Below are 19,858 nucleotides of genomic sequence, written 5' to 3'. Positions count from 1 at the left end.
GCGAAGCAGTGCTTCTCACTCAGAATATTGATTCTCCGACAAACCCGGTACGGTTCATGATTTCTTCATCATCAGCCGTGTAATCGATTTCAGTGACACCATGTAGGCCAAACAAACAGAATATGAATTGGAGCATACTTTTCTCCTGGTAACAAAAAAGCCCATCTTTCGATGAGCTTTCATTTAACCTTTGTTGAAAAGTTATTTGGAGGTTGCAACCTCCCTGGATAGTCTCTCTAAACTCTCCAACCTCTCTTTTTTAGAAAGGTTATGTACGTGAAAACACAAAAAGAATATAAGTGCTAATAATACTCCGCATAAAATCACAACCCTTTTCTTTTTCACAAGGATTCAACTTGATTTAGACAAGAGACCTAGTATGCCACTTATTTGATTAATAAAACATCAATAAAAAAAGCCCACCATTTGGTGAGCTTTTTAAACTTAATTTTCTTACATAGGATCTATCACGTAAAAATACATAGAAAGCACTAACAACAAAACAAAGGAAATTATTAAATAAGTATTAGAATTATTAAAACTTTTTACAAAATCCCACATACCGATATACCAATTTTCAACATTTGGTAAAATATACAATACCAAGTCTCAACATTCAACATTCAAAGTCCTTGATCCACATTACACCAAACAAAAAAATACCCGCAAGTCATGGAATGCAGGTATATGAACTTTGAATTCTTAAAAAGCCTACCATTTGGCGAGCTTCTTCATAGTAACACTTCAAACGACGGGAGTGTCACAAGATGAACTTGCTGGACTGATCCGTATAGGCAGTTACCGCCAGAACCCTAATCTATCATACCTATTGATGTAAAAATAGCCTCTTCACAGAACTAGGTGCTACCCTCTTCTTTAATTATAGGTTAATGAAAATATCACTTAGCTATTCTAGTCAAAAAAACCCACATCATTGGGGACGATGTGGGCAGAACTCTAAATTCAAAACGTGGAGATTTTTGAACATATGGTAAAATATAATGAAAATATTGTATGCAGTCAATCACACTTTGATATTAAGTCGATGATTAACAATCATATTGACCGATAAAATAGAAATAAGTCACTTATTCAAATTTCTAGTTAATCTCAGTCTCTTTGACCAGATCTATTACTTAGCTAAGCTATTCAAGCCAGATACCTAGTAAGAAATTAAGCCAAACTTTTCTTTAGGCAATAAAAAAGCCCACATTGCTGTGGGCTCTTCCCCTTTATCATTTTGCGCTGATTCAGGATTGTTGACGAAATGTACAACGGTCAAACAATAGCCAATTCATGACAAATATAAATATATATAGAAATTAAATATCTATCCATATATAAAAAGTCTAAATTGTGATCTTTGGAGTCAATAATTTCTAGTATGAACTTGATAGAGCTTTATTTTAGGTAACAAAAAAGCCCATCTTTCGATGAACTTCTGCAAAATAGCACCCAGCAATGAGTGTATTATCAGATCATCTTATCAATCTAATCCACATGACTGGTTGCCCGTATAAGTCTTCCTTATTACACTGATTAATCCAAAGACTTTTCAACACAATTATTTTTCTAAATTGTTGATTCCATCTCGGTGCATAATATTGATGACTATCATCCTGCTATTCACCTTGATCTCTAGTCCAAATCTTTAAGCTTTTAAACGAAATGAGTGATCTAAAAGTCAGCAAGACTTTCCTTCATCATGGAAAATAATAATACTGCGCAAACAGCAAACAAGAGCCCGATCAAAGCAAATAAAGGATCCTGATAAATAAGACCCAAAACCATGAGAGAAACAGCAAGGATGACAAGGAAAATAATGCCGCATATTTTAAAGAGATACATATCCAGAACCTAAAGCAAAAACTATACTTTCAAGAAGCAATATTTGTTCCTTTTTTAAATAATTTTTATATTTATCATCTATATAAATTGATCAACATTCTATCTATTAGTACGAAGCTAGAATATGAAATACAGATCTATTCAGTAACCATATTTCGAACAAAATTCAGAAATCCAGACATTAAAAAGCCACTCTAAAAAGTGGCTCAATGATCAAATGTTTTTATTGATATTCAATTATAGCGGTCACTATTTTCAAATAAGAATTTTAATAAATATTCTTTCTTTACCCGAAATAATCACGACACGCATTCCTCCATGAAAGGTCAAAATATTCCTGATCGACCTGCCGTCTTTCAATCAGCACAATATTTTTATTCACTACAATAAACCTCCGATGCTTCATTTCATTCGTAGATTTATCTCTGAAACTAACCTCACCACATTCTCCCTCTTGTTGATGAAATTGAACCAGGTCTGAATTCGGTAAAGCATTCCTTACCATCTCCCTAAATTTTTTTAAATCCTCATCCTGTAGGATCTTAGAGTCAGCTTCTTGCTGTGTATTTGGTTGACTACACCCCAGAAGTATTAAAGCTACAAGAGGCAAGATAATTAGTTTTTTCATAAGCTGTCCTCCTGAGAAAGAGGATCACATTATTTTTAAAGTATGGCTATTATTAAAATGAATAGTTTTGTAAACCATTCAACTTTATCAATAAATTTAATCAGGAAAATTTAGAACAGATGAAAAGGTATAATAGCTAAAAAGAGCTTGCTGTTTCTCTGAAAATATCAAAGTTCTGAATATTATATAAGATTTGTCAGAGATGACTCTACTGAAAGAATGGGAGACCTCACAACCTTTTCTTGCTAGTTGTGAGGCCCTTTAAAGGCATTATTCAACAGGGTTTGCTGCTTGACTGTCTACCTGTTCATTCTGAGGAGTAGGATTGTTTGAACCGTCCTTTTTGTATTTCATTTTCTTATAACAATAACTCGCAAGTACACCTGCACCAATTAACGTTAATAACTTCATCTTTCACCTCATGCTCATAAATGCAAGCCTATATAACTAACATCTATATTTGTAGCTTTCCAAAGCCATTTGGAGTGTTTTTTTAAATAAAAAGTTAAATTATGTATATCTGTATAGATTAAATAAAAGTTTAATCTTTTCATAATATTAAATTTACTTAAAATATTATTGAGTTAAATATTTTTAGGCTCTAAATATATACTTATAAAATAAAAATCCTGCTTGCTGGTCAAAATCCAACTTACGATATTCAAATTGTTTTGCACTTATCTCTCTTATATTTTAATTCTCATGATAGATCATCATGAGAGCGTTCGCCCATGTGTTCAAACTATGAATTCCCCTCAAAAAGCCGTCTCTCTTTATTAGATATTCATGAAGAACAGCTTGAACTGGATATGAAAACACATGTATATCCTTTAGCTCCCGCTCCCATCATTATGCGCGGTGCTGACGAGTTTGAACTGGATATCGCACGTTTCGGACTTATCCCTTCTTGGGCCAAAGAATTAAAATTTGGTCGGCATACTTATAATGCCCGGACTGAAACAGTCGCCTCAAAAGCAAGCTTTCGACATGCCTGGAAAAACAATCAGTTTGCCTTGGTACCTGTAGATACGTTCTATGAGCCCAAATACATTGATGGCAAATCTCATTGGTATGCTATTTCTCGCGAAGACGGCGATCCTTTTACTGTTGCAGCCATTTATGATGATGCAATCATTGAGGGTGAAAAAGTTCGGTCTTTTTCAATGCTCACGATTAATGCAAATCAGCATTCTTTTATGAAACAGTTCCATAATCCCAATGATGAAAAACGCTCGATTATTATGATACCGGAAGAGTCAAGACAGGACTGGCTGCACTGCGATCATGAGGAAGCAAATGAGTTTTTCTTCGAAATGCGGGATGAATTTATTGCAAAGCCGCGAGATCCCCGTTTGTCGGAAAACTGAAATATAAAAGCAGTTTAATTATTAATATCTGATTTTAAATCATTTATTTTATTTGTATAAAAATAAAGCAATCATTACAATCTTGATTAATGTAACAACAATCAAGAAGTAGCAGATTTATGACAAATTCGCATGGAGGCTTTAGAATTGGTGCAGGCAGAAAGAAAGCTGAAGAAACCAAAGTAATTCGTGTACCTGAATCTAAAGTCCTGGATATCAAAGCATACTTAAAATCACTTAAAAAAGAAAATGAAATCAGTGATATTCGCCAGTTTGATCCTGTTACTCAAATGGAAATTCCTCTGGTCACTGAACGCGTTCAGGCTGGTTTTCCCTCACCCGCACAAGACTATATTGATAAAAAACTCGACCTGAATGAATTTCTGATCAATAACGCTAATGCTACTTTTATTGTTCGTGCCAATTCGCTGTCGATGCTGAATGCAGGTATTGATATCAATGATGCTCTGATTGTAGATCGTAGCATTGAAGCGCAACACCGAGATATTGTGATTGCCTGTGTAGATAACGAATTTACTGTCAAACGGCTGATTATCGATGTAAAGGGTTGCTGGCTAAAAGCTGAGAATGACGACTATCCCGATATTCATCCTGTAGAAGGTCAGCAATTTGAAATCTGGGGTGTGGTCACCAACGTCATTAAAAAATTCAGATGAAATATCAGCAGGAAATCTATGCGCTGATTGATGTCAATAACTGCTATGTCAGTTGCGAGCGCCTATTCAATCCGAAACTGAATCATGTACCTGTGATTGTGCTGTCAAATAACGATGGTTGTGTAGTCTCACGTTCGCAGGAAGCAAAAGATCTCGGCATTAAAATGGCTGTTCCGCTCTTCCAGATCCGCGATATCGTCGAGCAGCATCAAGTTCAGGTGCTATCCAGCAACTATGCCCTCTATGCAGAAATGTCCAAACGCTTTCATTCCATTCTGTCTGAATATGTAGCACCTGGTGAACAGGAGGTTTATTCCATAGATGAATGCTTTCTGAAAATTACAGCTTATGCAAAAAATCATGATTTAACAGAATATGGTCAGGATATGCGACGGCGTATTTTGCAATGGATTGGCCTACCCGTTTGTGTAGGCATTGGCCGTTCCAAAACCGAAGCTAAATTAGCCAACTATATGGCCAAGAAAGCCAAACGCTTTAATGGGGTTTGCGATCTTTCTTCTATGCATCCACAATATAGAAATTACTTCTGGAGCTTGATTGATGTTGCTGAAGTCTGGGGGGTTGGGCGCCAGCAGAGTAAAAAGTTGAAGAACTTAGGTATACATACCGTTCTTGATTTAGCTCAGGCCGATTGTCATCGAATCGGAAAATTATTTTCAGTTGTTATGCAAAGAACTGTGATGGAATTACAGGGAATTTCCTGTATTGAACTGGAACAGGCGTGCCAGCCCAAGAAGCAGATTATTTCTTCACGCTCATTTGGTTGCCGAGTAACAGATCTTGAAGCTTTAACGGAGGCTATGAGTGATTACCTGCAAAATGCCGTCAAACGCTTGAGAGAAGATCAATCCTTATGTGGTTGCATCATTGCTTTCGCTCAATCCAATCCTTTTGACAAGAACGAACCCTTTTATCATCAATCTATCAGTATCTCTTTTCCTGAACCCACTGATTCCGCTGTTGTAATGAACCGGGCATTGATACAACAGATGCATGAGCTGTTTTCAGAAGGTGTAGAGTTTAAAAAATGCGGGGTTATTTTAACGGCGCTTGAACCTAAATCGGCCTATGTCTATGACTTGCTCTCTGATCATGCTCAGATCGAGAAAAATGAGAAGCTTCAACAAGCGCTAGAAAAAGTAAAAGAAAAATTTGGCGATCAAAAGCTGGCAATTGGAGCAACTAAAATGCCTGACCGGAGCTGGGCCATGTCTCAACAGCATCTAAGCCAGAATTATTTTAGTTGGGATGGACTGTTAAAGATTGATCATTAATTTCATCTTCCCAGTAAAGTGAAGCAGAAATTTTCCGAGACTTAAATCAAAATCTAAAAAGCCCTAAATTTAATTAGGGCTTTCTGATATTCATATCTTACTTTTGCTCCCTCAGCGGATGCTCAGGCTCTGCATTAGGCTTTTTCTCAGGCTTTACACCCTTATAGGTTGCTTGATTGCCTTTATCATCATTAGATTCTTTTTGCGGATTATCTTCTTGCTCTGTTTGGTGGTCTGCATGAGTTATCATATATATTCCCTTTTCTCTAGATGCTTAGAAAATTATTAGGACATATAAGGTTAAACATCAATAATATTTATGTTTTCCATACATTTTAATAAACATATATTCTTCTAATCAGAGCTTATATACACTTCTTGTTCTAATCTAAATCTGTCTGGCTGTGCAACCTGCTTCCAGAAAGCACAGCTCATAGATCAATTTAAAATTTGGTTTCTTATTACTTAAAAGAAAGTATCTGCAGAAATGTTAAAACGTTCAGACAAAGCTTTAATATGACGGATATTGAGCTGACGTTTACCATTCAGGATTTCAGAAATGACCGACTGGGTAGCTATATCAGATAGGTCTGATTGGCTTAGACCATGCTGTTCCATCAGGAAAGCCAATGCAGTACGTCCATCGCCTTCTGGCATCGGCAAATGCTCATGTTCATAAGCTGAGACTAAATCACCCAGCTGAAGAATCAGTCCCATTAAGGGATGCGACTCATCATCACCTACAATATCCAGAAGTTCATCTAAAGCTTCAGTAAGGGTATTAAAGTCTTCTTTAGTTTCTGGCTTGCTGAGCAATGGTGCAACATAACGCCAGTGATCAACGGCCTGTTTAATCATTGCATTCATATTAAGCCTCCTTCCAATGACCTTTGTCATATTCCTGATGGGATAAGACATGGCGAATATAGACACGTTTTGCCTGATACATCACAACTGCGATCAACCTGATCTTGTTGCCACCAATATCAAAGACATGAAATTTCCCGACTTTATCGACTGCGGGAAATAATCGCTTCATGTCGGCAAAATCCTTAGGATCATTGGCCTTGATAAGTCGATACCAACCATCCAATGCAGTTTCAGCGTGTGGCCACTTTTGCATTGCTTCCAGAATCCGAGCGTAAGTGATCACATGCATAATTATTTATCGCATTTGCTATATTGAAAGTATAACCTAAATATCGCATATTGCAATAACGTTTAAAGGATGAATTTAGTTGAGATGAGTATTGTTATGATCAAATCACAAGTTAAAATTAAATAAACCCTTATTTTTAATAATTTTCATTAATTAACTATCAATATTTATGAATTAGCGTGGATATGTTGGTTCTATTTTCAAATAGCAATGATAAAAAAATGAAAACCCCCGTCAATCTAAAATCGAACGGGGGTTCAACATCCATCTAAACCACGAAGGTCTAGAGAGTTAATTTAAATCTTTCAAGCAATCACGACACTTTTTGACTTCGAAATCATCGACTGTATAATCAATTTCAGTCGCACCATGAAGACCAAATAAACAACATATAAATTGGAACATATGTTTCTCCTGACTGTGAACAGCTCGATCATGGATCGAGCTTTGTTGCTTTAAAGATAATGGCTTACAGTTCCACGATTTATTTACCTTGAAACGATTGAATCACTCACCTGTACTGCGATTGCACAGGCAAGCTATAGCCTCTAAATTTGTACACTCTCTTCATGTTTTGGCGCTTGGTCTTTGGTACCGTGATCCTTGCTCATCATCCGGCACATTTTTTCTTTGCAAGATTTAAAGCAACATCCCACCATGACACCCATACCAAATGCACAGATACATCTCATCATAGCTCTACCCTGTCTTTTCATGAAAAGAGATATATAAATAACATCTATTCATGTTTCACACTTGAACGTATTTTCAGGTTTTATGTTGTATATGAAAACTTATGTGAAGGATAAATGTCGAAGAATCATTAGTTTTTGGCATATTTATGATCTAAAAAATGAGCCCTGCTTAACTGTCTGGATTAAGCAGGGCTTTTTAACTTGCTGATTTTAAATTATTTTATCTGAGTTGTTGTAGTGATGATAAAGTACCACTTGTCATGCATCTAATATGTATATGAAATATAGAGGCTTTTTTACCAAATGTTGAATATAGGTTATGTTTTATATTTTATTGGCTATTTTTCATCAACTTAGATGCAATTAAATACAAAAAACTTTGGTTCATGCAGTTTTCATTCAATCAAGAGAGTCATAAAAGCAAATATGCAACTTATACATATTGGTAGATATTTTACTTATTTTATCAAAGTCCTTTTCATTTTTTATTTTCTCAGCTGTCAATGAGTTTAAAGGCAGGTGCTCTTTCACTCATTTCTCTTTATAATTTTTACAATGACTGATAACAATATATTGTTGCCATGAAAATATCATTATTCATAATTGCCCTATTGGCATTGGCCATCACAGGCTGCCAGAAACAACAGGCAGATGTATCAGCTGAACCTGATCCAGCAGTGAAAGCTGAATTTGAAAAATCCGATGCCCGATTGAGTGCTTATTTAGATAAATTAGATTCTTCTACTATCAGTCTTGAGGAAAGAACACATATTTTATGTGAGGATTATCCTAAAGAATATAAAACTCATTATATGCCGACCCTAATAAAACTGATGCCACAAGAATATGATGATCAGGAACTACTGAAAGATCTGAAAAATGCGCTCGACTTTTATAAAGTAAAAGCCAATATTCAATGCTAATTTATTCTGAACAATAAAAAACCGCCTTAAAAAAGGCGGTTTTTTGTAGAGATTACACAGCTTAGATATGAGCGCTGCAGCTTTGACTAATCTTATTGATTACGCAAATTTTGCTGCTGGTTATCTTGTTGTGGCTGTTGCTGTTGTTGCTGATTGCGTTGCTGGTCCTGTTGGCCCTGCTGACGCTGTTGGTTTTGCTGTCCCTGCGGCTGTTGTTGCTGCTGGTTCGGCTGTTGCTGATTTTGATTCTGGTTTTGCTGACGTTGTTGGTCTTGCTGTTGTTGTTGGTTCTGTTGGTCTTGCTGATTTTGCTGTTGATTATTAGCCATGGTGTAACTCCTTACTATTTGCTTTAAATCGCCGATGATTAGGTTTCGACTTAATATTTACTCTACCTATTTTTAAAAATTCGCCAAGTTATTACCTGTTACATATTAATTCAATGTAAAAAAAGGTAAGTTAAGTAATTGAAGTCTGGATTTATAAGAAACATAAATTACTTTTAATAATAGAATGAACACATATTGAAAGCTTTCTATCTTTTATAAATTTTATTTTTTATTTAAAGTCATAACTTAATCAAAAAATTTTATATAAACTTAAATTTAAAATAAAATTTAGAAATACATTTTGATACTTATATAAAATATGATTATATTTATAAGATATTGAATTTTATCAATTATTTAAAATTATAATTTCTTATACATCTTTAACCTAATTTTCTAAAAATTAGATCATTAAATATAAAAACGAAAAAAACCATTTTTAAATAGCAGACTATATTACATAGAATCACAAATAAGGCCTTTTCAGTTACCAATTTACCTTGACTTTATATTTTTAAAATTATTATTAAATTTTTTTATTAAATCTAATCAAATTCTATTTTAATGACCTTTATCTAATAAATAAACCTCTTATTTTAAGAGGCTTATTTTCAATAAGTTATTTTTAGATTGCGACCACTTTTACAATAATGGTTTGGTTTTCTTCTTGCTCTTCGGCCAGATATAAACGCTTTAATTCTTTGCTTTTAACTTTAAACTTTAAATTCTGGTAATGAATGATGCTTGGGATCTGATCAAAATATTGACCATCTGCCTCAATTTCTTCCTGAAATAAAGGAGTACCCAGTTGATAATCTAGACTTTTTAATACGGAATACTTTACTGTGGTTTTCATTCTTACAACCTACTTTCCTTAAGCACTTTATTTTTATTTTTACCACTGATCAGAGCAAGTTAAAACCATTAATTTCAAATATTGTCCAAGCATTAAGCAATCAGTTTAACAACTGCCAAACTTACGTTTGGAATACTAAAATTACAAAAATATTTTACCTTTCATCATAATAAAGGAATAATCTCACAGTTGATACAAAAGCAAAATGGGACTACATTGGAATAAAGATTACCTTCTAAGAAAAAATAGACATTATGATTAAAACATGTTGTGGCCTGCTGGAACAAAGAAACATCAAGATTGCTTTTATTGAAAGTGCAAGTTCTGGCTATTTAACCAGTCAGTTTTCAATTTGCAAAAATGAAGGTGCTGAAATCTTGTTGGGAGGTCTGGTATGCTACGATCCGTCCGTGAAGATCAATGTTTTGGAAATTTCTCCGAATCTAATTAGCACCCATTCAGCCGAATCTATGCCTGTAACGGTTGCTCTGGCTGAGGCAGGTAAAAAAATGTTTCAGGAGGCGGACTGGATTATTGCTTGTACAGGCTTGCTTAAACCAGGCGGTAGTGCAACACCTGATAAACCGGAAGGTACTTTCTTCGCCGCTGTTTATGATGGTCTTCAGACTCACCAGTTCCAGTATTATATTAAAGGCACACCACAGGAACGTCTCAATAAACTGGCAGCCGTCATCGCACATGACATGATTAATCTACTCAACACCTAAAGCCAAAACTGTTTATATAAATGCTGATCAAACTTCATTATTTCTACTGTATTTATAGTTAAATTATTTCTTATAAAAGCACGTTGTTTTAATGAGGCCTGATCAGTGATGAAAATAAGATTTGCAGCCCTTTTGCTCGCACTTGGCATTCCTGTATCCACTTTCGCCACTGTCGGTGGCCCACAGAATATTGAAGTTTTGGGGTATGAAGTCAAAGACCAGAAACTTTATCTGTTGCGGCATTATCTCGATGGTCGCGGACGCCTACCTCAACTGTATTATTATCATTTTAAATCCAAAACTCCGAATCAGCTAATTCAGGTGAACTCCCTGTATATCAATCCAAAAACCAAGCAGATTGACTACGATCAGGACAGCCGTAAGTTTGACCAGGAAATTGCCAAAATTAAAAAGCGTCTGATTCCGTTAGTACCTTTGCAAAAGCAAAACATTCAGCTCAAGCTATTAAAGACCAGCAAAGGTACTGCCCCTGCATGGCATGATCCTAAACAGAAAGTTCCAAAATGGACTTATCAATATCAGGTGCAATCTAGCCAGTATAAAAGTCCTGTTCAACAAGCAGTCAGTTATAAAGCAGATTTAAGATTAAGCCAAACTTATCAAGTACCGAAACAGAATAAAATACTGGTGACGGTAAAATACTTAGGCCTCCCATTCGAAACTGGTTATCACATTGAAGATCCAGCATTATTAAGTCGGTAAACCGACGTCAATCAACAATCAGCAAAAAATAAGGCCTCATGGAGACCTTATTTTCATATTTAGAATATCTCTGGCTTACGCAGCAGAAGTGCGCTCAGCAATTGGAACCACTTTACGCAACTCTGGACCAGTATAATCCGCGCTCGGACGGATAATACGGTTATCTGCACGTTGTTCCATCACATGCGCCGCCCAACCTGTGACGCGTGACATTACAAAGATTGGCGTAAACAGTTTGGTTGGAATACCCATAAAGTGATAAGCAGAAGCATGGAAAAAGTCCGCATTACAGAACAGTTTTTTCTCGCGCCACATGACTTCTTCACAACGCACTGATACTGGGTAGAGCACAGTATCACCTACATCTTTTGCCAGTTTTTCAGACCATTGCTTGATAATGCCATTACGCGGATCATTGTCTTTATAAATCGCATGACCAAAGCCCATGATTTTTTCTTTACGCTCCAGCATGCCCAGCATTTCGCGCTCAGCTTCTTCTGGAGATTTCCAGTTTTCAATCATATCCATTGCCGCTTCATTGGCACCACCGTGTAATGGGCCACGTAGTGAACCAATTGCACCGGTAATACATGAATGCAAGTCAGACAAAGTGGATGCACAAACACGCGCTGTGAAGGTTGAAGCATTAAATTCATGCTCTGCGTACAGGATCAGGGATACATTCATCACTTGCTCATGTAGCTGATTCGGTTTCTTGCCATGTAGCAAATGAAGGAACTGAGCACCTATTGAATCATCATCGGTATTTTCATCAATGCGTACGCCGTCATGGCTATAGCGATACCAGTAGCAGATAATTGCTGGCAACGTCGCCAGAATACGGTCTGCGACATCCTGTTGCTGATCAAAAGACTGTTCAGTCTCAAGGTTGCCCAGCATCGATACGCCAGTACGCATCACATCCATTGGATGTGAATCAGCAGGAATACGCTCAAGTACTTCTTTCAGCGCTTGTGGTAGTACACGCAAAGATTTCAGTTTTGCTTTATAGGCAGCCAACTGTTCTGAAGTTGGTAATTCACCAAAGAAAATCAGGTAAGCGACTTCTTCAAACTGACAGTTTTCTGCCAGATCCTGTACGTCATAGCCGCGATAGGTCAGGCCTGCACCACTTTTGCCTACTGTTGAAAGTGCAGTTTTTCCTGCAACTTGTCCGCGCAATCCTGCGCCAGTGAGTACTTTTCCTTCAGCCATTGTTTTAATTCTCCTGCTTGAACAGTTTATCTAATGTGTTTTCAAAGCTGTGATAATCTAAAAATTCGTATAATTCTTTACGCGGTTGCATTTTATCCAGTACATGCACCTGTGTACCATTTTCACGCACTGAGCGCATCACTTCCAGTGCCGTCTTTTGCATCGCACGGGTAGCTGATAGCGGGTAAAGTACCATGCGAATACCCTGCTCAGCCAGTTCTTCAGTGGTGTAATATGGTGTGTCACCAAATTCCGTAATATTGGCCAAAACCGGTACACCAACTGCATCGCATACAGTACGATACATGGTAATGTCTGTCATCGCTTCAGCAAAAATGGCATCTGCACCTGCTTCGACACAGGCACAAGCGCGGTCAATCACTGCCTGCAAACCTTCTTTCTGAAGTGCATCGGTACGTGCCATCACTACAAAGTTTGAATCGGTTTTGGCATCGACTGCCGCCTTAATCCGGTCAACCATTTCCTGTTGGGTCACAATTTCCTTATTCGGACGATGACCACAACGTTTTTGTGCAACCTGATCTTCGATATGTACAGCTGCAGCGCCAGCAGCAATCATCTGCTTGATGCTACGTGCGATATTAAATGCACCGCCCCAGCCTGTATCTATATCAACCAGTAAGGGTGTATCTACGCGTTCAGTAATGCGACGCACATCTTCCAGAACATTATCCAGACTCGTCATGCCTAGATCAGGTAGACCATAAGAATAGTTTGCAACACCGGCGCCAGAGAGATAAATGGCTTTATAGCCGACCTGTTTGGCCATCATGGCAGCATAGGCATTCACTGTGCCCATAATTTGTAATGGTTTTTCGACTTCAAGCGCTTGTCTAAACTTTAAACCTGCAGACATTTGTTCTGTCATCTTCCTTTCCACAGTCTTGGCTATAATTATTGAGATTTGAGTATACTGATTTGAAACCATGATGCTATAAGCCAATAGAATAAAAACTCTAAAACTTTAGTCAAACTTTTAAGTTTTACTTGATTCACTGAATAAATTCCGCCTTCATTCGGTGTGATTGTGAAATCTGCGGATATATTTGTTATGATGAACTACCAAGTTTATATAACCTGTTGATATACCATCCTCTATGCAAAACCTTGTTCATCTGGAACCACTCGCCAAAGATCTGCCTCAAACCAAACGTGGTCATGAGCGCTGCGTTGCGCTGTTGGTCTCTGCGACCGAACTGTTTCTGGAACATGGTTATGAGGCAGTTTCTCTAGATGATATTGTCCAGCATGCAGGCGGTTCCAAAGCTTCCATTTACAAGTACTTTGGCAATAAAGAAGGCCTGTTTGAAGCTATTTGTGATTATCGACGTACCAAGTTTTTTGAAGATATCAGCATTCCGATTGAACTGATGGCGCTAGATTTTCGTAGTTATTTGGTACAGACATTATTGACCTTCTACCGCCAAATCATGCAGCCGGAAAATGCAGCCTTTATGCGTTTGGTACTGGAACAAAGTCAGCGTAATCCTCAACTGGCCCGCCATATTCATGAACGCGGCCCGGTTCAGGTACAAAGTTCCATTGCTACCGCACTGGAACAGGCCCATGAACAAGGTTTGCTATATTGTGAAAATCCGCAATATTCTGCCCAGTTATATTTTGGTATTTTGCGTAATCTGGAATGGCGGATTCTAATGGGGATTACCATAGAGGAAGATGATCAAGAAATCGACAAATACATCAGTTATTGCGTGGATCGATTTTTAGACGGTCATCAAAAAGTCTAGTTTTTTGCAATTTCCTGTTCATATAGTATATTAGCCGATTCCGTATTTTTTTCTTAAACCAACCAACAACTGATTGTTGATCGAGTTTTCGGCAATTATTGTGGAGTAACGAATGGCTCTCCGTCACTTTCTCACCTTACGCGATTTATCAACTTTAGAACTGAACCAGATTTTACAGCGCGCAATCGAGCTTAAGCGCAAACAGCACAATAATGAAGTGTTCCAACCCTTTGTTGGTAAAGTCATGGGCATGATTTTTGAAAAATCGAGTACCCGTACGCGTGTTTCGTTTGAAGCAGGCATGAGCCAGTTCGGTGGTAGTGCCATCTTCCTGTCTTCACGTGATACCCAGCTGGGTCGCGGTGAGCCAATTGAAGATTCTGCACGTGTGATTTCCAGCATGCTGGATATTGTGATGATCCGTACTTTCGGTCACGATATCGTAGAACGCTTTGCTTCTTATTCAAAAGTTCCAGTGATCAACGCTTTGACTGATGATCATCACCCTTGCCAGTTACTTGCTGACATGCAGACTTATCTGGAACATCGTGGTTCGATCGAAGGTAAAACTGTTGCCTGGATTGGCGATGGCAATAATATGTGTAATTCTTATATCGAAGCAGCGCACATGTGGGGCTTCAAGCTAAAAGTTGCAGCACCGAAAGGCTATGAACCTCAAGAACAGTTCCTGTCTGAATTCGCACATTGTGTAGAACTGGTCGATACTGCTGAAGATGCAGCAGTCAATGCCGACCTGATCGTAACTGACGTTTGGGCAAGTATGGGCCAGGAAGAAGAACAGAAAATCCGTGAGAAAGCTTTTGCGGACTATCAGGTGAATGAACGCCTAATGGATCTTGCACATCCAGACTGCCTGTTCATGCATTGCCTGCCTGCGCATCGTGGTGAAGAAATTTCTGAAAACATGCTGGATCACAAAAATGCTGTGGCTTGGGATGAAGCAGAAAACCGTCTTCATGCACAAAAAGCACTGGTTGAATTTCTGTTGAATGAAAATCTGAAAAAAGACTGATTTTCTCAAAAAAAAATCTTCACAAATTAAGCACCAATCTCTGGTGCTTTTTTTGTTTCAGCTCTTATAATCAGAATTGAAACGACATAAAAAGTGATGCGATACAATGCAAAAAAAATATTGGACTTTGGCACTCTTGGCAGGTTTTAGTAGTGCTGCTTTACCGGTGTATGCTTCTGAATTCGACCAGTATCTCCAAGTAAAAGGCATTCTAGACAGCAAGTTTAAAATTGAGAAAAAAGCTGAGCTGAACGAACTGCTTGCCGTGCTAAGTGCGGAAGATTCCAAGACTTTGCCACTACAAATCGATCAGAATACAATCATAGAACAGTTACAACTTACTGCCAATAAAACCACACTTAAAGGCATGATCACTACACCCGACTTTAGCCAGTTTGAGAAAGACCTAGGTCGTAAAGAAGTCCTTAAGGTGATTCGTAATAATCTTCTAAATAACTGTCAGATCTTTTTTGAACATCGCTATCAAATCGTCAATCCTTATAAAATCGAACTTAGCCTTAGCTCCCAAACGCATACTTATAATGTAGATCTCTCCCAGAAAGACTGTAATGTAAAATAATCTTGTCCAGAATCAATAAAGGCAGCTATAGCTGCCTTTTATATTTAGATTAGTTCTCATTGCTAAACACACCTAGACGATTAACGAATCAAACCTTGTGGCTGTAAAATAATAATCAGCGCACCTAGAATGACCACCACTCCACCCAGCAGATCCCAACGTGAAAGGCTGACCTGATCCACGAATCTCAGCCACATCAACGCTGAGAAAATATAAATTCCCCCATAAGCGGCATAAATACGCCCAGAAGCGGCTGGATGCAAAGTCAAAAGCCAGACGAACGCAGCTAAGGCTAATGCCGCCGGAACCCACAACCACTGACTCTTAGCCTGATTTAAAATCAGGTAAGGAAAATAACAGCCCAAAATTTCCATCAATGCCGTTAATAAAAACAGAAAAAACGTAGTTAAAAGCTTGCTAATCTGGATATCCATATATTTCTCTAAATCAGAAACTCTTTAAACCAAGAGTACATAAATTAAGGGTAAATAAAACAACAAAACCCGTGCGAACACGGGTCTGATGATGATCTATTCAATGATTAAGCTGGTTCAGCAGTCTGGTCTTCGAAGACTTCAAGTTTCAGACCGACAGACTTACCATTTTCTTTCTTCACAGAAACTGAAACGTTACCACCATTTTCGGCCAGTTCACCAAACAGAATCATTTCAGCCAATGGTTTTTTCAGATGTTCCTGAATCAGACGTTGCATTGGTCGAGCACCCATCAAGCGATCATAGCCATTTTCAGCCATCCACTCACGTGCGCTTTGATCCACCTCTAGCACTACTTTCTTCTCATCCAGTTGTGCTTGAAGTTCAGTCAGGAATTTATCCACGACATTTTCAATAATGGTATTCGGCAACGCCTTGAACTGAATCACGCCATCTAGACGGTTACGGAATTCTGGCGAGAACGCTTTCTTCATTGCTTCCTGGTTGTCATTACTGTTGTCCTGTTCCATGAAACCAATGCTGACACGAGAAATACTTTCCGCACCAATATTAGTCGTTAGAACCAGCACCACATTACGGAAATCGGACTTACGACCATTATTATCCGTTAATGAACCATGATCCATGATTTGTAATAGCAAGTTGAATACATCTGGATGGGCTTTTTCAATCTCATCCAGCAGCAATACACAGTGCGGATTTTTGTGAATTGCATCGGTCAACAAACCACCTTGGTCAAAACCAACATAGCCAGGAGGCGCACCGATCAGACGAGAGACTGCGTGACGTTCCATATATTCAGACATATCGAAACGTACCAGCTCTACACCCAAAATTTTCGCCAATTGCTTGGTAACTTCAGTTTTACCCACACCGGTAGGACCAGCGAAGACAAAACTACCGACTGGCTTATCTGGAGATTTCAAACCTGCACGAGACAGTTTGATCGCAGAAGCCAAAGCTTCAATTGCTTCATCCTGGCCGAAGACCACACGTTTCAGATCACGCTCAAGGTTCTCCAGTACAGACTTATCATCTTTAGAGACGGTTTTCGGTGGAATACGGGCAATCTTGGACACAATGTCTTCGATGTTTTCAACCGTAATCAGGCTGTCATCTTGCTCAGCTTTCAAACGTCGTTGTGCGCCGGCTTCATCAATCACGTCAATCGCTTTATCTGGCAAGAATCGGTCATTAATAAATTTCGCTGACAGCTCAACCGCAGAAACCAGTGCCTGATCGTCATACTGTACATGATGGAAATCTTCAAATTTAGATTTCAGGCCACGCAAGATATCAATCGTTTCTGTAATCGAAGGTTCATTCACATCTATTTTTTGGAACCGACGTGACAAGGCATGATCTTTTTCAAAGACCTGACGATATTCCTGGAATGTGGTTGAACCGATGCAACGTAAAGATCCGTTCGCTAATGCTGGTTTGATCAGGTTCGATGCATCCATAGTGCTGCCCATGCTTGAACCTGCACCGATGATCATATGAATTTCATCAATGAACAGCACTGCATCCGGTTTTTTCTTCAAGGCATTTAATAGTTGTTTTAAACGCTTTTCGAAATCACCGCGGTATTTAGTTCCCGCCACCAGCGCACCGATATCTAGGCTATAGATTTCAGCATTTTCTAGCGGTTTTGGTGCCTTACCATTTACGATCAACCAAGCCAGACCTTCAGCAATCGACGTTTTACCCACGCCTGGATCACCGACCAGCAATGGGTTATTTTTACGGCGACGGCATAAAATTTGCGCTGCCCGCTCAATTTCTTTTTCACGGCCAATCAATGGATCTGTCTTGCCGCGTTGAGCTTCCAGATTCAAATTGGTCGTATACAGCTCTAGCGGACCAGAATTATTGGAAGAAGCCGATTCACCATCCAGCTCTTCAATTTCTTCTTCAGACTGTACTTCGTCTTTACGCGTACCATGAGAAAGGTACTGAGTTAAAGTCAGACGGTTAATCTGATGACGTTTAAGCAGATAAACCGCAAAAGAATCACGCTCAGAATACATCGCAACCAGAATATCGGCGCCTTCTACAGTACGATCACCGCCACTGGATTGAACATGGAAAATTGCACGTTGCAAAATCCGGTCAAAACTTTCTGTAGGATGAGGTGCCTGATCACTATTTTCACCGAGTTTAGGGGTATGTTGTTCTACATACTCTTCTAATTCTTTACGCAAAACGATAATATCTGCACCACATGCTTTTAAGGCATTCACGGCAGAATCATTGTCGAGTAAAGCTAATAATAAATGTTCTACGGTCAGGAACTCATGTCTCTTTTGACGAGCCATGCTGACAGCCAAACGTAGTGATACTTCTAATTGACGACTGAGCATGCAACCCCCTTAATCTTTCGGCTCAATCTGGCAAAGTAAAGGATGACCTTGAGATCGAGCGTAATTATTGACTTGGTTCGCTTTGGTTTCCGCAATGTCTCGAGGATAGACCCCAGCTACACCTTTTCCTTCATAATGTACAGTTAGCATTACTTGTGTAGCTTGGTCAAGATTCATTGCAAAGTATTGTTGTAAAATTTCAATTACAAACTCCATTGGAGTGTAGTCGTCATTCAATAACACCACTGCATACATCGGTGGACGCTTCAGTTCAGGAGGTGCAGTCTGGACTGCAAGGTCAGCGTCATCATCGTGAAAAGGCTCGTCTGTTAAACGCGGGCTAATATGCCAATCAACCATGCCGGACTCGTAAAAAGAATTTTTGATCTCACTTAAACATTTTGGACGTTTATTGCTTGGCATACGATTTCTATTTCACACTTAATTTGCATTTGCTTCAGTTTTTGGAATCTCTGACAGGACTGTTGACTGGCTTTCAACAGCTTTCCCTTGATCCCAGCTAAAACGGCGAATTACAGGCTTAGCACCTGAGAGACGCACTTCAATAAATTCTGGTTTAAAGCCTTTAGGCATGGTCCAGCGACCAGTCAAACGTTCGTAATTGTCGAAATTAAAGTTTTTATCTTCAAGCGGCACGACCAGAATTTCAGTGCCCTTAATCAAGCGCAGTTCCACTGTACCAGAGGCGCGATTTTTGCCCGGACTGACCTGAACCAGATCAATCTGGTATTCAAAGGTATTATCAGGTAAAGCTTTGATCCCCAGATGTTGAACTGTTAATGCTAAACCACCGCGTTGACGCAAAATCTCGCGGTAGATCGTACCAACGCTTTCAGCCTGCTCCTGGGCATCACGCGCCTTATTTGCTGCAAGATAAAGATCATTGGCATTACTAACGGCCAGATCACGTTCTTGTACCGCTGTATTCAGAGATTTATTCAGTGTTTCCAAACTGGTTTTCTGTTTTTGTACTACTTCAACCAGTTGTTCCGCATCCGCCTCAAAACCCACCGCAGTCAAACCTTGCCGATGCCCGACCGTATAGCCCAGCAAGCCACTACCCAGAATCAACACAGCAGCACCGATTACCAAAGGTGTATTGCCTTTCATCAATGGTTTCTTTGTAGAGGGTTCCTGGATCGTCATGTTTGACTCATTATTCGGCATTTTGATCTCTGTATACTTTGTTCAAGA

At 38.7% G+C, this 19,858-nt stretch carries 23 protein-coding genes; 9 read left to right on the top strand and 14 right to left on the bottom strand.

The window, feature by feature from the left end:
* Positions 1-2,134: 2,134 nt before the first annotated feature.
* On the bottom strand, positions 2,135-2,476 hold the full coding sequence (locus tag RJ01_RS06060; RefSeq protein ID WP_034170370.1) for a hypothetical protein: 342 nt from the start codon (positions 2,474-2,476) through the stop codon (positions 2,135-2,137).
* 270 nt (positions 2,477-2,746) lie between these two features.
* A complete protein-coding gene (locus tag RJ01_RS16370) occupies positions 2,747-2,887 on the bottom strand; it encodes a hypothetical protein (protein ID WP_162835331.1) in 141 nt (46 codons plus the stop codon).
* 320 nt (positions 2,888-3,207) lie between these two features.
* Between RJ01_RS16370 and RJ01_RS06055 the strand changes: the two genes are divergently transcribed.
* The 3 genes from RJ01_RS06055 (at position 3,208) to RJ01_RS06045 (ending at position 5,815) form a co-directional block, all read left to right on the top strand.
* On the top strand, positions 3,208-3,843 hold the full coding sequence (locus tag RJ01_RS06055; RefSeq protein WP_034170369.1) for an SOS response-associated peptidase: 636 nt from the start codon (positions 3,208-3,210) through the stop codon (positions 3,841-3,843).
* Positions 3,844-3,962: 119 nt separating this feature from the next.
* On the top strand, positions 3,963-4,520 hold the full coding sequence (locus tag RJ01_RS06050; protein ID WP_034170368.1) for a LexA family transcriptional regulator: 558 nt from the start codon (positions 3,963-3,965) through the stop codon (positions 4,518-4,520).
* Positions 4,517-5,815 (top strand): Y-family DNA polymerase, encoded by a 1,299-nt coding sequence (locus RJ01_RS06045; RefSeq protein WP_034170367.1) that lies wholly within the window; start codon positions 4,517-4,519, stop codon positions 5,813-5,815. Before RJ01_RS06050 ends, RJ01_RS06045 begins: the two co-directional genes overlap by 4 nt.
* A gap of 97 nt (positions 5,816-5,912) precedes the next feature.
* Here RJ01_RS06045 and RJ01_RS16365 read toward each other — a convergent pair whose 3' ends face one another.
* From RJ01_RS16365 to RJ01_RS16360, 4 genes are all read right to left on the bottom strand, one after another.
* On the bottom strand, positions 5,913-6,065 hold the full coding sequence (locus RJ01_RS16365; RefSeq protein ID WP_162835330.1) for a hypothetical protein: 153 nt from the start codon (positions 6,063-6,065) through the stop codon (positions 5,913-5,915).
* Between the two features lie 215 nt (positions 6,066-6,280).
* On the bottom strand, positions 6,281-6,682 hold the full coding sequence (locus tag RJ01_RS06040; protein ID WP_034170366.1) for a type II toxin-antitoxin system HigA family antitoxin: 402 nt from the start codon (positions 6,680-6,682) through the stop codon (positions 6,281-6,283).
* A gap of 1 nt (position 6,683) precedes the next feature.
* Complete coding sequence (locus RJ01_RS06035; RefSeq protein WP_034170365.1) at positions 6,684-6,974, bottom strand: type II toxin-antitoxin system HigB family toxin; 291 nt, start codon at positions 6,972-6,974, stop codon at positions 6,684-6,686.
* A 548-nt stretch (positions 6,975-7,522) separates the two neighbouring features.
* Positions 7,523-7,669: a hypothetical protein gene (locus RJ01_RS16360; protein ID WP_004785985.1), complete on the bottom strand. Its 147-nt coding sequence runs from the start codon at positions 7,667-7,669 to the stop codon at positions 7,523-7,525.
* A gap of 581 nt (positions 7,670-8,250) precedes the next feature.
* On the opposite strand from RJ01_RS16360, the gene RJ01_RS06030 reads away from it, so the two are divergent.
* Positions 8,251-8,592 (top strand): hypothetical protein, encoded by a 342-nt coding sequence (locus RJ01_RS06030; protein ID WP_034170364.1) that lies wholly within the window; start codon positions 8,251-8,253, stop codon positions 8,590-8,592.
* Between the two features lie 92 nt (positions 8,593-8,684).
* Here RJ01_RS06030 and RJ01_RS06025 read toward each other — a convergent pair whose 3' ends face one another.
* Both RJ01_RS06025 and RJ01_RS06020 read right to left on the bottom strand, forming a co-directional pair.
* Positions 8,685-8,921, bottom strand: coding sequence for a hypothetical protein (locus RJ01_RS06025; protein WP_034170363.1), 237 nt, complete (start codon positions 8,919-8,921; stop codon positions 8,685-8,687).
* Positions 8,922-9,546: 625 nt separating this feature from the next.
* Entirely contained in the window at positions 9,547-9,777 is a 231-nt protein-coding gene (locus tag RJ01_RS06020) for a hypothetical protein (protein WP_004785991.1), read from the bottom strand.
* A 254-nt stretch (positions 9,778-10,031) separates the two neighbouring features.
* On the opposite strand from RJ01_RS06020, the gene RJ01_RS06015 reads away from it, so the two are divergent.
* Together RJ01_RS06015 and RJ01_RS06010 are read left to right on the top strand one after the other, a co-directional pair.
* The gene (locus RJ01_RS06015; RefSeq protein WP_005235403.1) at positions 10,032-10,505 is read left to right on the top strand and encodes a CinA family protein; all 474 of its coding nucleotides are present in this window, start codon (positions 10,032-10,034) and stop codon (positions 10,503-10,505) included.
* A 108-nt stretch (positions 10,506-10,613) separates the two neighbouring features.
* On the top strand, positions 10,614-11,228 hold the full coding sequence (locus RJ01_RS06010; protein WP_034170362.1) for a hypothetical protein: 615 nt from the start codon (positions 10,614-10,616) through the stop codon (positions 11,226-11,228).
* Between the two features lie 75 nt (positions 11,229-11,303).
* Here RJ01_RS06010 and prpC read toward each other — a convergent pair whose 3' ends face one another.
* The gene (gene prpC, locus RJ01_RS06005; RefSeq protein WP_005235399.1) at positions 11,304-12,443 is read right to left on the bottom strand and encodes a 2-methylcitrate synthase; all 1,140 of its coding nucleotides are present in this window, start codon (positions 12,441-12,443) and stop codon (positions 11,304-11,306) included.
* A gap of 4 nt (positions 12,444-12,447) precedes the next feature.
* Positions 12,448-13,332, bottom strand: a complete 885-nt coding sequence (gene prpB, locus RJ01_RS06000; protein ID WP_034170361.1) for a methylisocitrate lyase — start codon at positions 13,330-13,332, stop codon at positions 12,448-12,450.
* A 229-nt stretch (positions 13,333-13,561) separates the two neighbouring features.
* Between prpB and RJ01_RS05995 the strand changes: the two genes are divergently transcribed.
* The 3 genes from RJ01_RS05995 to RJ01_RS05985 all read left to right on the top strand — a co-directional run bounded on the left by RJ01_RS05995 (position 13,562) and on the right by RJ01_RS05985 (position 15,825).
* The gene (locus tag RJ01_RS05995) at positions 13,562-14,212 is read left to right on the top strand and encodes a TetR/AcrR family transcriptional regulator (protein ID WP_034170360.1); all 651 of its coding nucleotides are present in this window, start codon (positions 13,562-13,564) and stop codon (positions 14,210-14,212) included.
* Positions 14,213-14,324: 112 nt separating this feature from the next.
* Positions 14,325-15,245, top strand: coding sequence for an ornithine carbamoyltransferase (argF, locus tag RJ01_RS05990; protein ID WP_005235395.1), 921 nt, complete (start codon positions 14,325-14,327; stop codon positions 15,243-15,245).
* A gap of 106 nt (positions 15,246-15,351) precedes the next feature.
* Entirely contained in the window at positions 15,352-15,825 is a 474-nt protein-coding gene (locus RJ01_RS05985) for a hypothetical protein (protein ID WP_005235393.1), read from the top strand.
* 80 nt (positions 15,826-15,905) lie between these two features.
* Here the strand turns inward: RJ01_RS05985 and RJ01_RS05980 are convergent, their stop codons facing one another.
* The 4 genes from RJ01_RS05980 to RJ01_RS05965 all read right to left on the bottom strand — a co-directional run bounded on the left by RJ01_RS05980 (position 15,906) and on the right by RJ01_RS05965 (position 19,831).
* Positions 15,906-16,259, bottom strand: coding sequence for a YnfA family protein (locus tag RJ01_RS05980; RefSeq protein ID WP_005235392.1), 354 nt, complete (start codon positions 16,257-16,259; stop codon positions 15,906-15,908).
* A 107-nt stretch (positions 16,260-16,366) separates the two neighbouring features.
* Positions 16,367-18,643: an ATP-dependent Clp protease ATP-binding subunit ClpA gene (clpA, locus tag RJ01_RS05975; protein WP_005235391.1), complete on the bottom strand. Its 2,277-nt coding sequence runs from the start codon at positions 18,641-18,643 to the stop codon at positions 16,367-16,369.
* Between the two features lie 9 nt (positions 18,644-18,652).
* Positions 18,653-19,066, bottom strand: coding sequence for an ATP-dependent Clp protease adapter ClpS (gene clpS, locus RJ01_RS05970; protein WP_034170359.1), 414 nt, complete (start codon positions 19,064-19,066; stop codon positions 18,653-18,655).
* Between the two features lie 18 nt (positions 19,067-19,084).
* Positions 19,085-19,831: a DUF6776 family protein gene (locus RJ01_RS05965; protein ID WP_034170358.1), complete on the bottom strand. Its 747-nt coding sequence runs from the start codon at positions 19,829-19,831 to the stop codon at positions 19,085-19,087.
* Positions 19,832-19,858: the final 27 nt, after the last annotated feature.

The sequence above is a fragment of the Acinetobacter sp. YZS-X1-1 genome (assembly GCF_000804305.1).
GTDB classification, from domain to species: Bacteria; Pseudomonadota; Gammaproteobacteria; order Pseudomonadales; family Moraxellaceae; genus Acinetobacter; species Acinetobacter variabilis.
The sequence above is the reverse complement of the archived record's forward strand: the minus strand, read 5'-3'. Positions and strand labels throughout refer to the sequence as shown.

What these genes read in the sequence shown, in the direction of transcription:
- RJ01_RS06040 (WP_034170366.1), bottom strand. Translation starts at nt 6,682, where the DNA reads ATGAATGCAATGATTAAACAGGCCGTTGATCACTGGCGTTATGTTGCA.
- RJ01_RS05985 (WP_005235393.1), top strand. Translation starts at nt 15,352, where the DNA reads ATGCAAAAAAAATATTGGACTTTGGCACTCTTGGCAGGTTTTAGTAGT.
- RJ01_RS16370 (WP_162835331.1), bottom strand. Translation starts at nt 2,887, where the DNA reads ATGAAGTTATTAACGTTAATTGGTGCAGGTGTACTTGCGAGTTATTGT.
- RJ01_RS06020 (WP_004785991.1), bottom strand. Translation starts at nt 9,777, where the DNA reads ATGAAAACCACAGTAAAGTATTCCGTATTAAAAAGTCTAGATTATCAA.
- argF (WP_005235395.1), top strand. Translation starts at nt 14,325, where the DNA reads ATGGCTCTCCGTCACTTTCTCACCTTACGCGATTTATCAACTTTAGAA.
- prpB (WP_034170361.1), bottom strand. Translation starts at nt 13,332, where the DNA reads ATGACAGAACAAATGTCTGCAGGTTTAAAGTTTAGACAAGCGCTTGAA.
- RJ01_RS06010 (WP_034170362.1), top strand. Translation starts at nt 10,614, where the DNA reads ATGAAAATAAGATTTGCAGCCCTTTTGCTCGCACTTGGCATTCCTGTA.
- clpS (WP_034170359.1), bottom strand. Translation starts at nt 19,066, where the DNA reads ATGCCAAGCAATAAACGTCCAAAATGTTTAAGTGAGATCAAAAATTCT.
- prpC (WP_005235399.1), bottom strand. Translation starts at nt 12,443, where the DNA reads ATGGCTGAAGGAAAAGTACTCACTGGCGCAGGATTGCGCGGACAAGTT.
- RJ01_RS06035 (WP_034170365.1), bottom strand. Translation starts at nt 6,974, where the DNA reads ATGCATGTGATCACTTACGCTCGGATTCTGGAAGCAATGCAAAAGTGG.
- RJ01_RS16360 (WP_004785985.1), bottom strand. Translation starts at nt 7,669, where the DNA reads ATGATGAGATGTATCTGTGCATTTGGTATGGGTGTCATGGTGGGATGT.
- RJ01_RS06025 (WP_034170363.1), bottom strand. Translation starts at nt 8,921, where the DNA reads ATGGCTAATAATCAACAGCAAAATCAGCAAGACCAACAGAACCAACAA.
- RJ01_RS06015 (WP_005235403.1), top strand. Translation starts at nt 10,032, where the DNA reads ATGATTAAAACATGTTGTGGCCTGCTGGAACAAAGAAACATCAAGATT.
- RJ01_RS06055 (WP_034170369.1), top strand. Translation starts at nt 3,208, where the DNA reads ATGTGTTCAAACTATGAATTCCCCTCAAAAAGCCGTCTCTCTTTATTA.
- RJ01_RS06030 (WP_034170364.1), top strand. Translation starts at nt 8,251, where the DNA reads ATGAAAATATCATTATTCATAATTGCCCTATTGGCATTGGCCATCACA.
- RJ01_RS05980 (WP_005235392.1), bottom strand. Translation starts at nt 16,259, where the DNA reads ATGGATATCCAGATTAGCAAGCTTTTAACTACGTTTTTTCTGTTTTTA.
- RJ01_RS06045 (WP_034170367.1), top strand. Translation starts at nt 4,517, where the DNA reads ATGAAATATCAGCAGGAAATCTATGCGCTGATTGATGTCAATAACTGC.
- RJ01_RS05995 (WP_034170360.1), top strand. Translation starts at nt 13,562, where the DNA reads ATGCAAAACCTTGTTCATCTGGAACCACTCGCCAAAGATCTGCCTCAA.
- RJ01_RS16365 (WP_162835330.1), bottom strand. Translation starts at nt 6,065, where the DNA reads ATGATAACTCATGCAGACCACCAAACAGAGCAAGAAGATAATCCGCAA.
- RJ01_RS06050 (WP_034170368.1), top strand. Translation starts at nt 3,963, where the DNA reads ATGACAAATTCGCATGGAGGCTTTAGAATTGGTGCAGGCAGAAAGAAA.
- RJ01_RS06060 (WP_034170370.1), bottom strand. Translation starts at nt 2,476, where the DNA reads ATGAAAAAACTAATTATCTTGCCTCTTGTAGCTTTAATACTTCTGGGG.
- RJ01_RS05965 (WP_034170358.1), bottom strand. Translation starts at nt 19,831, where the DNA reads ATGCCGAATAATGAGTCAAACATGACGATCCAGGAACCCTCTACAAAG.
- clpA (WP_005235391.1), bottom strand. Translation starts at nt 18,643, where the DNA reads ATGCTCAGTCGTCAATTAGAAGTATCACTACGTTTGGCTGTCAGCATG.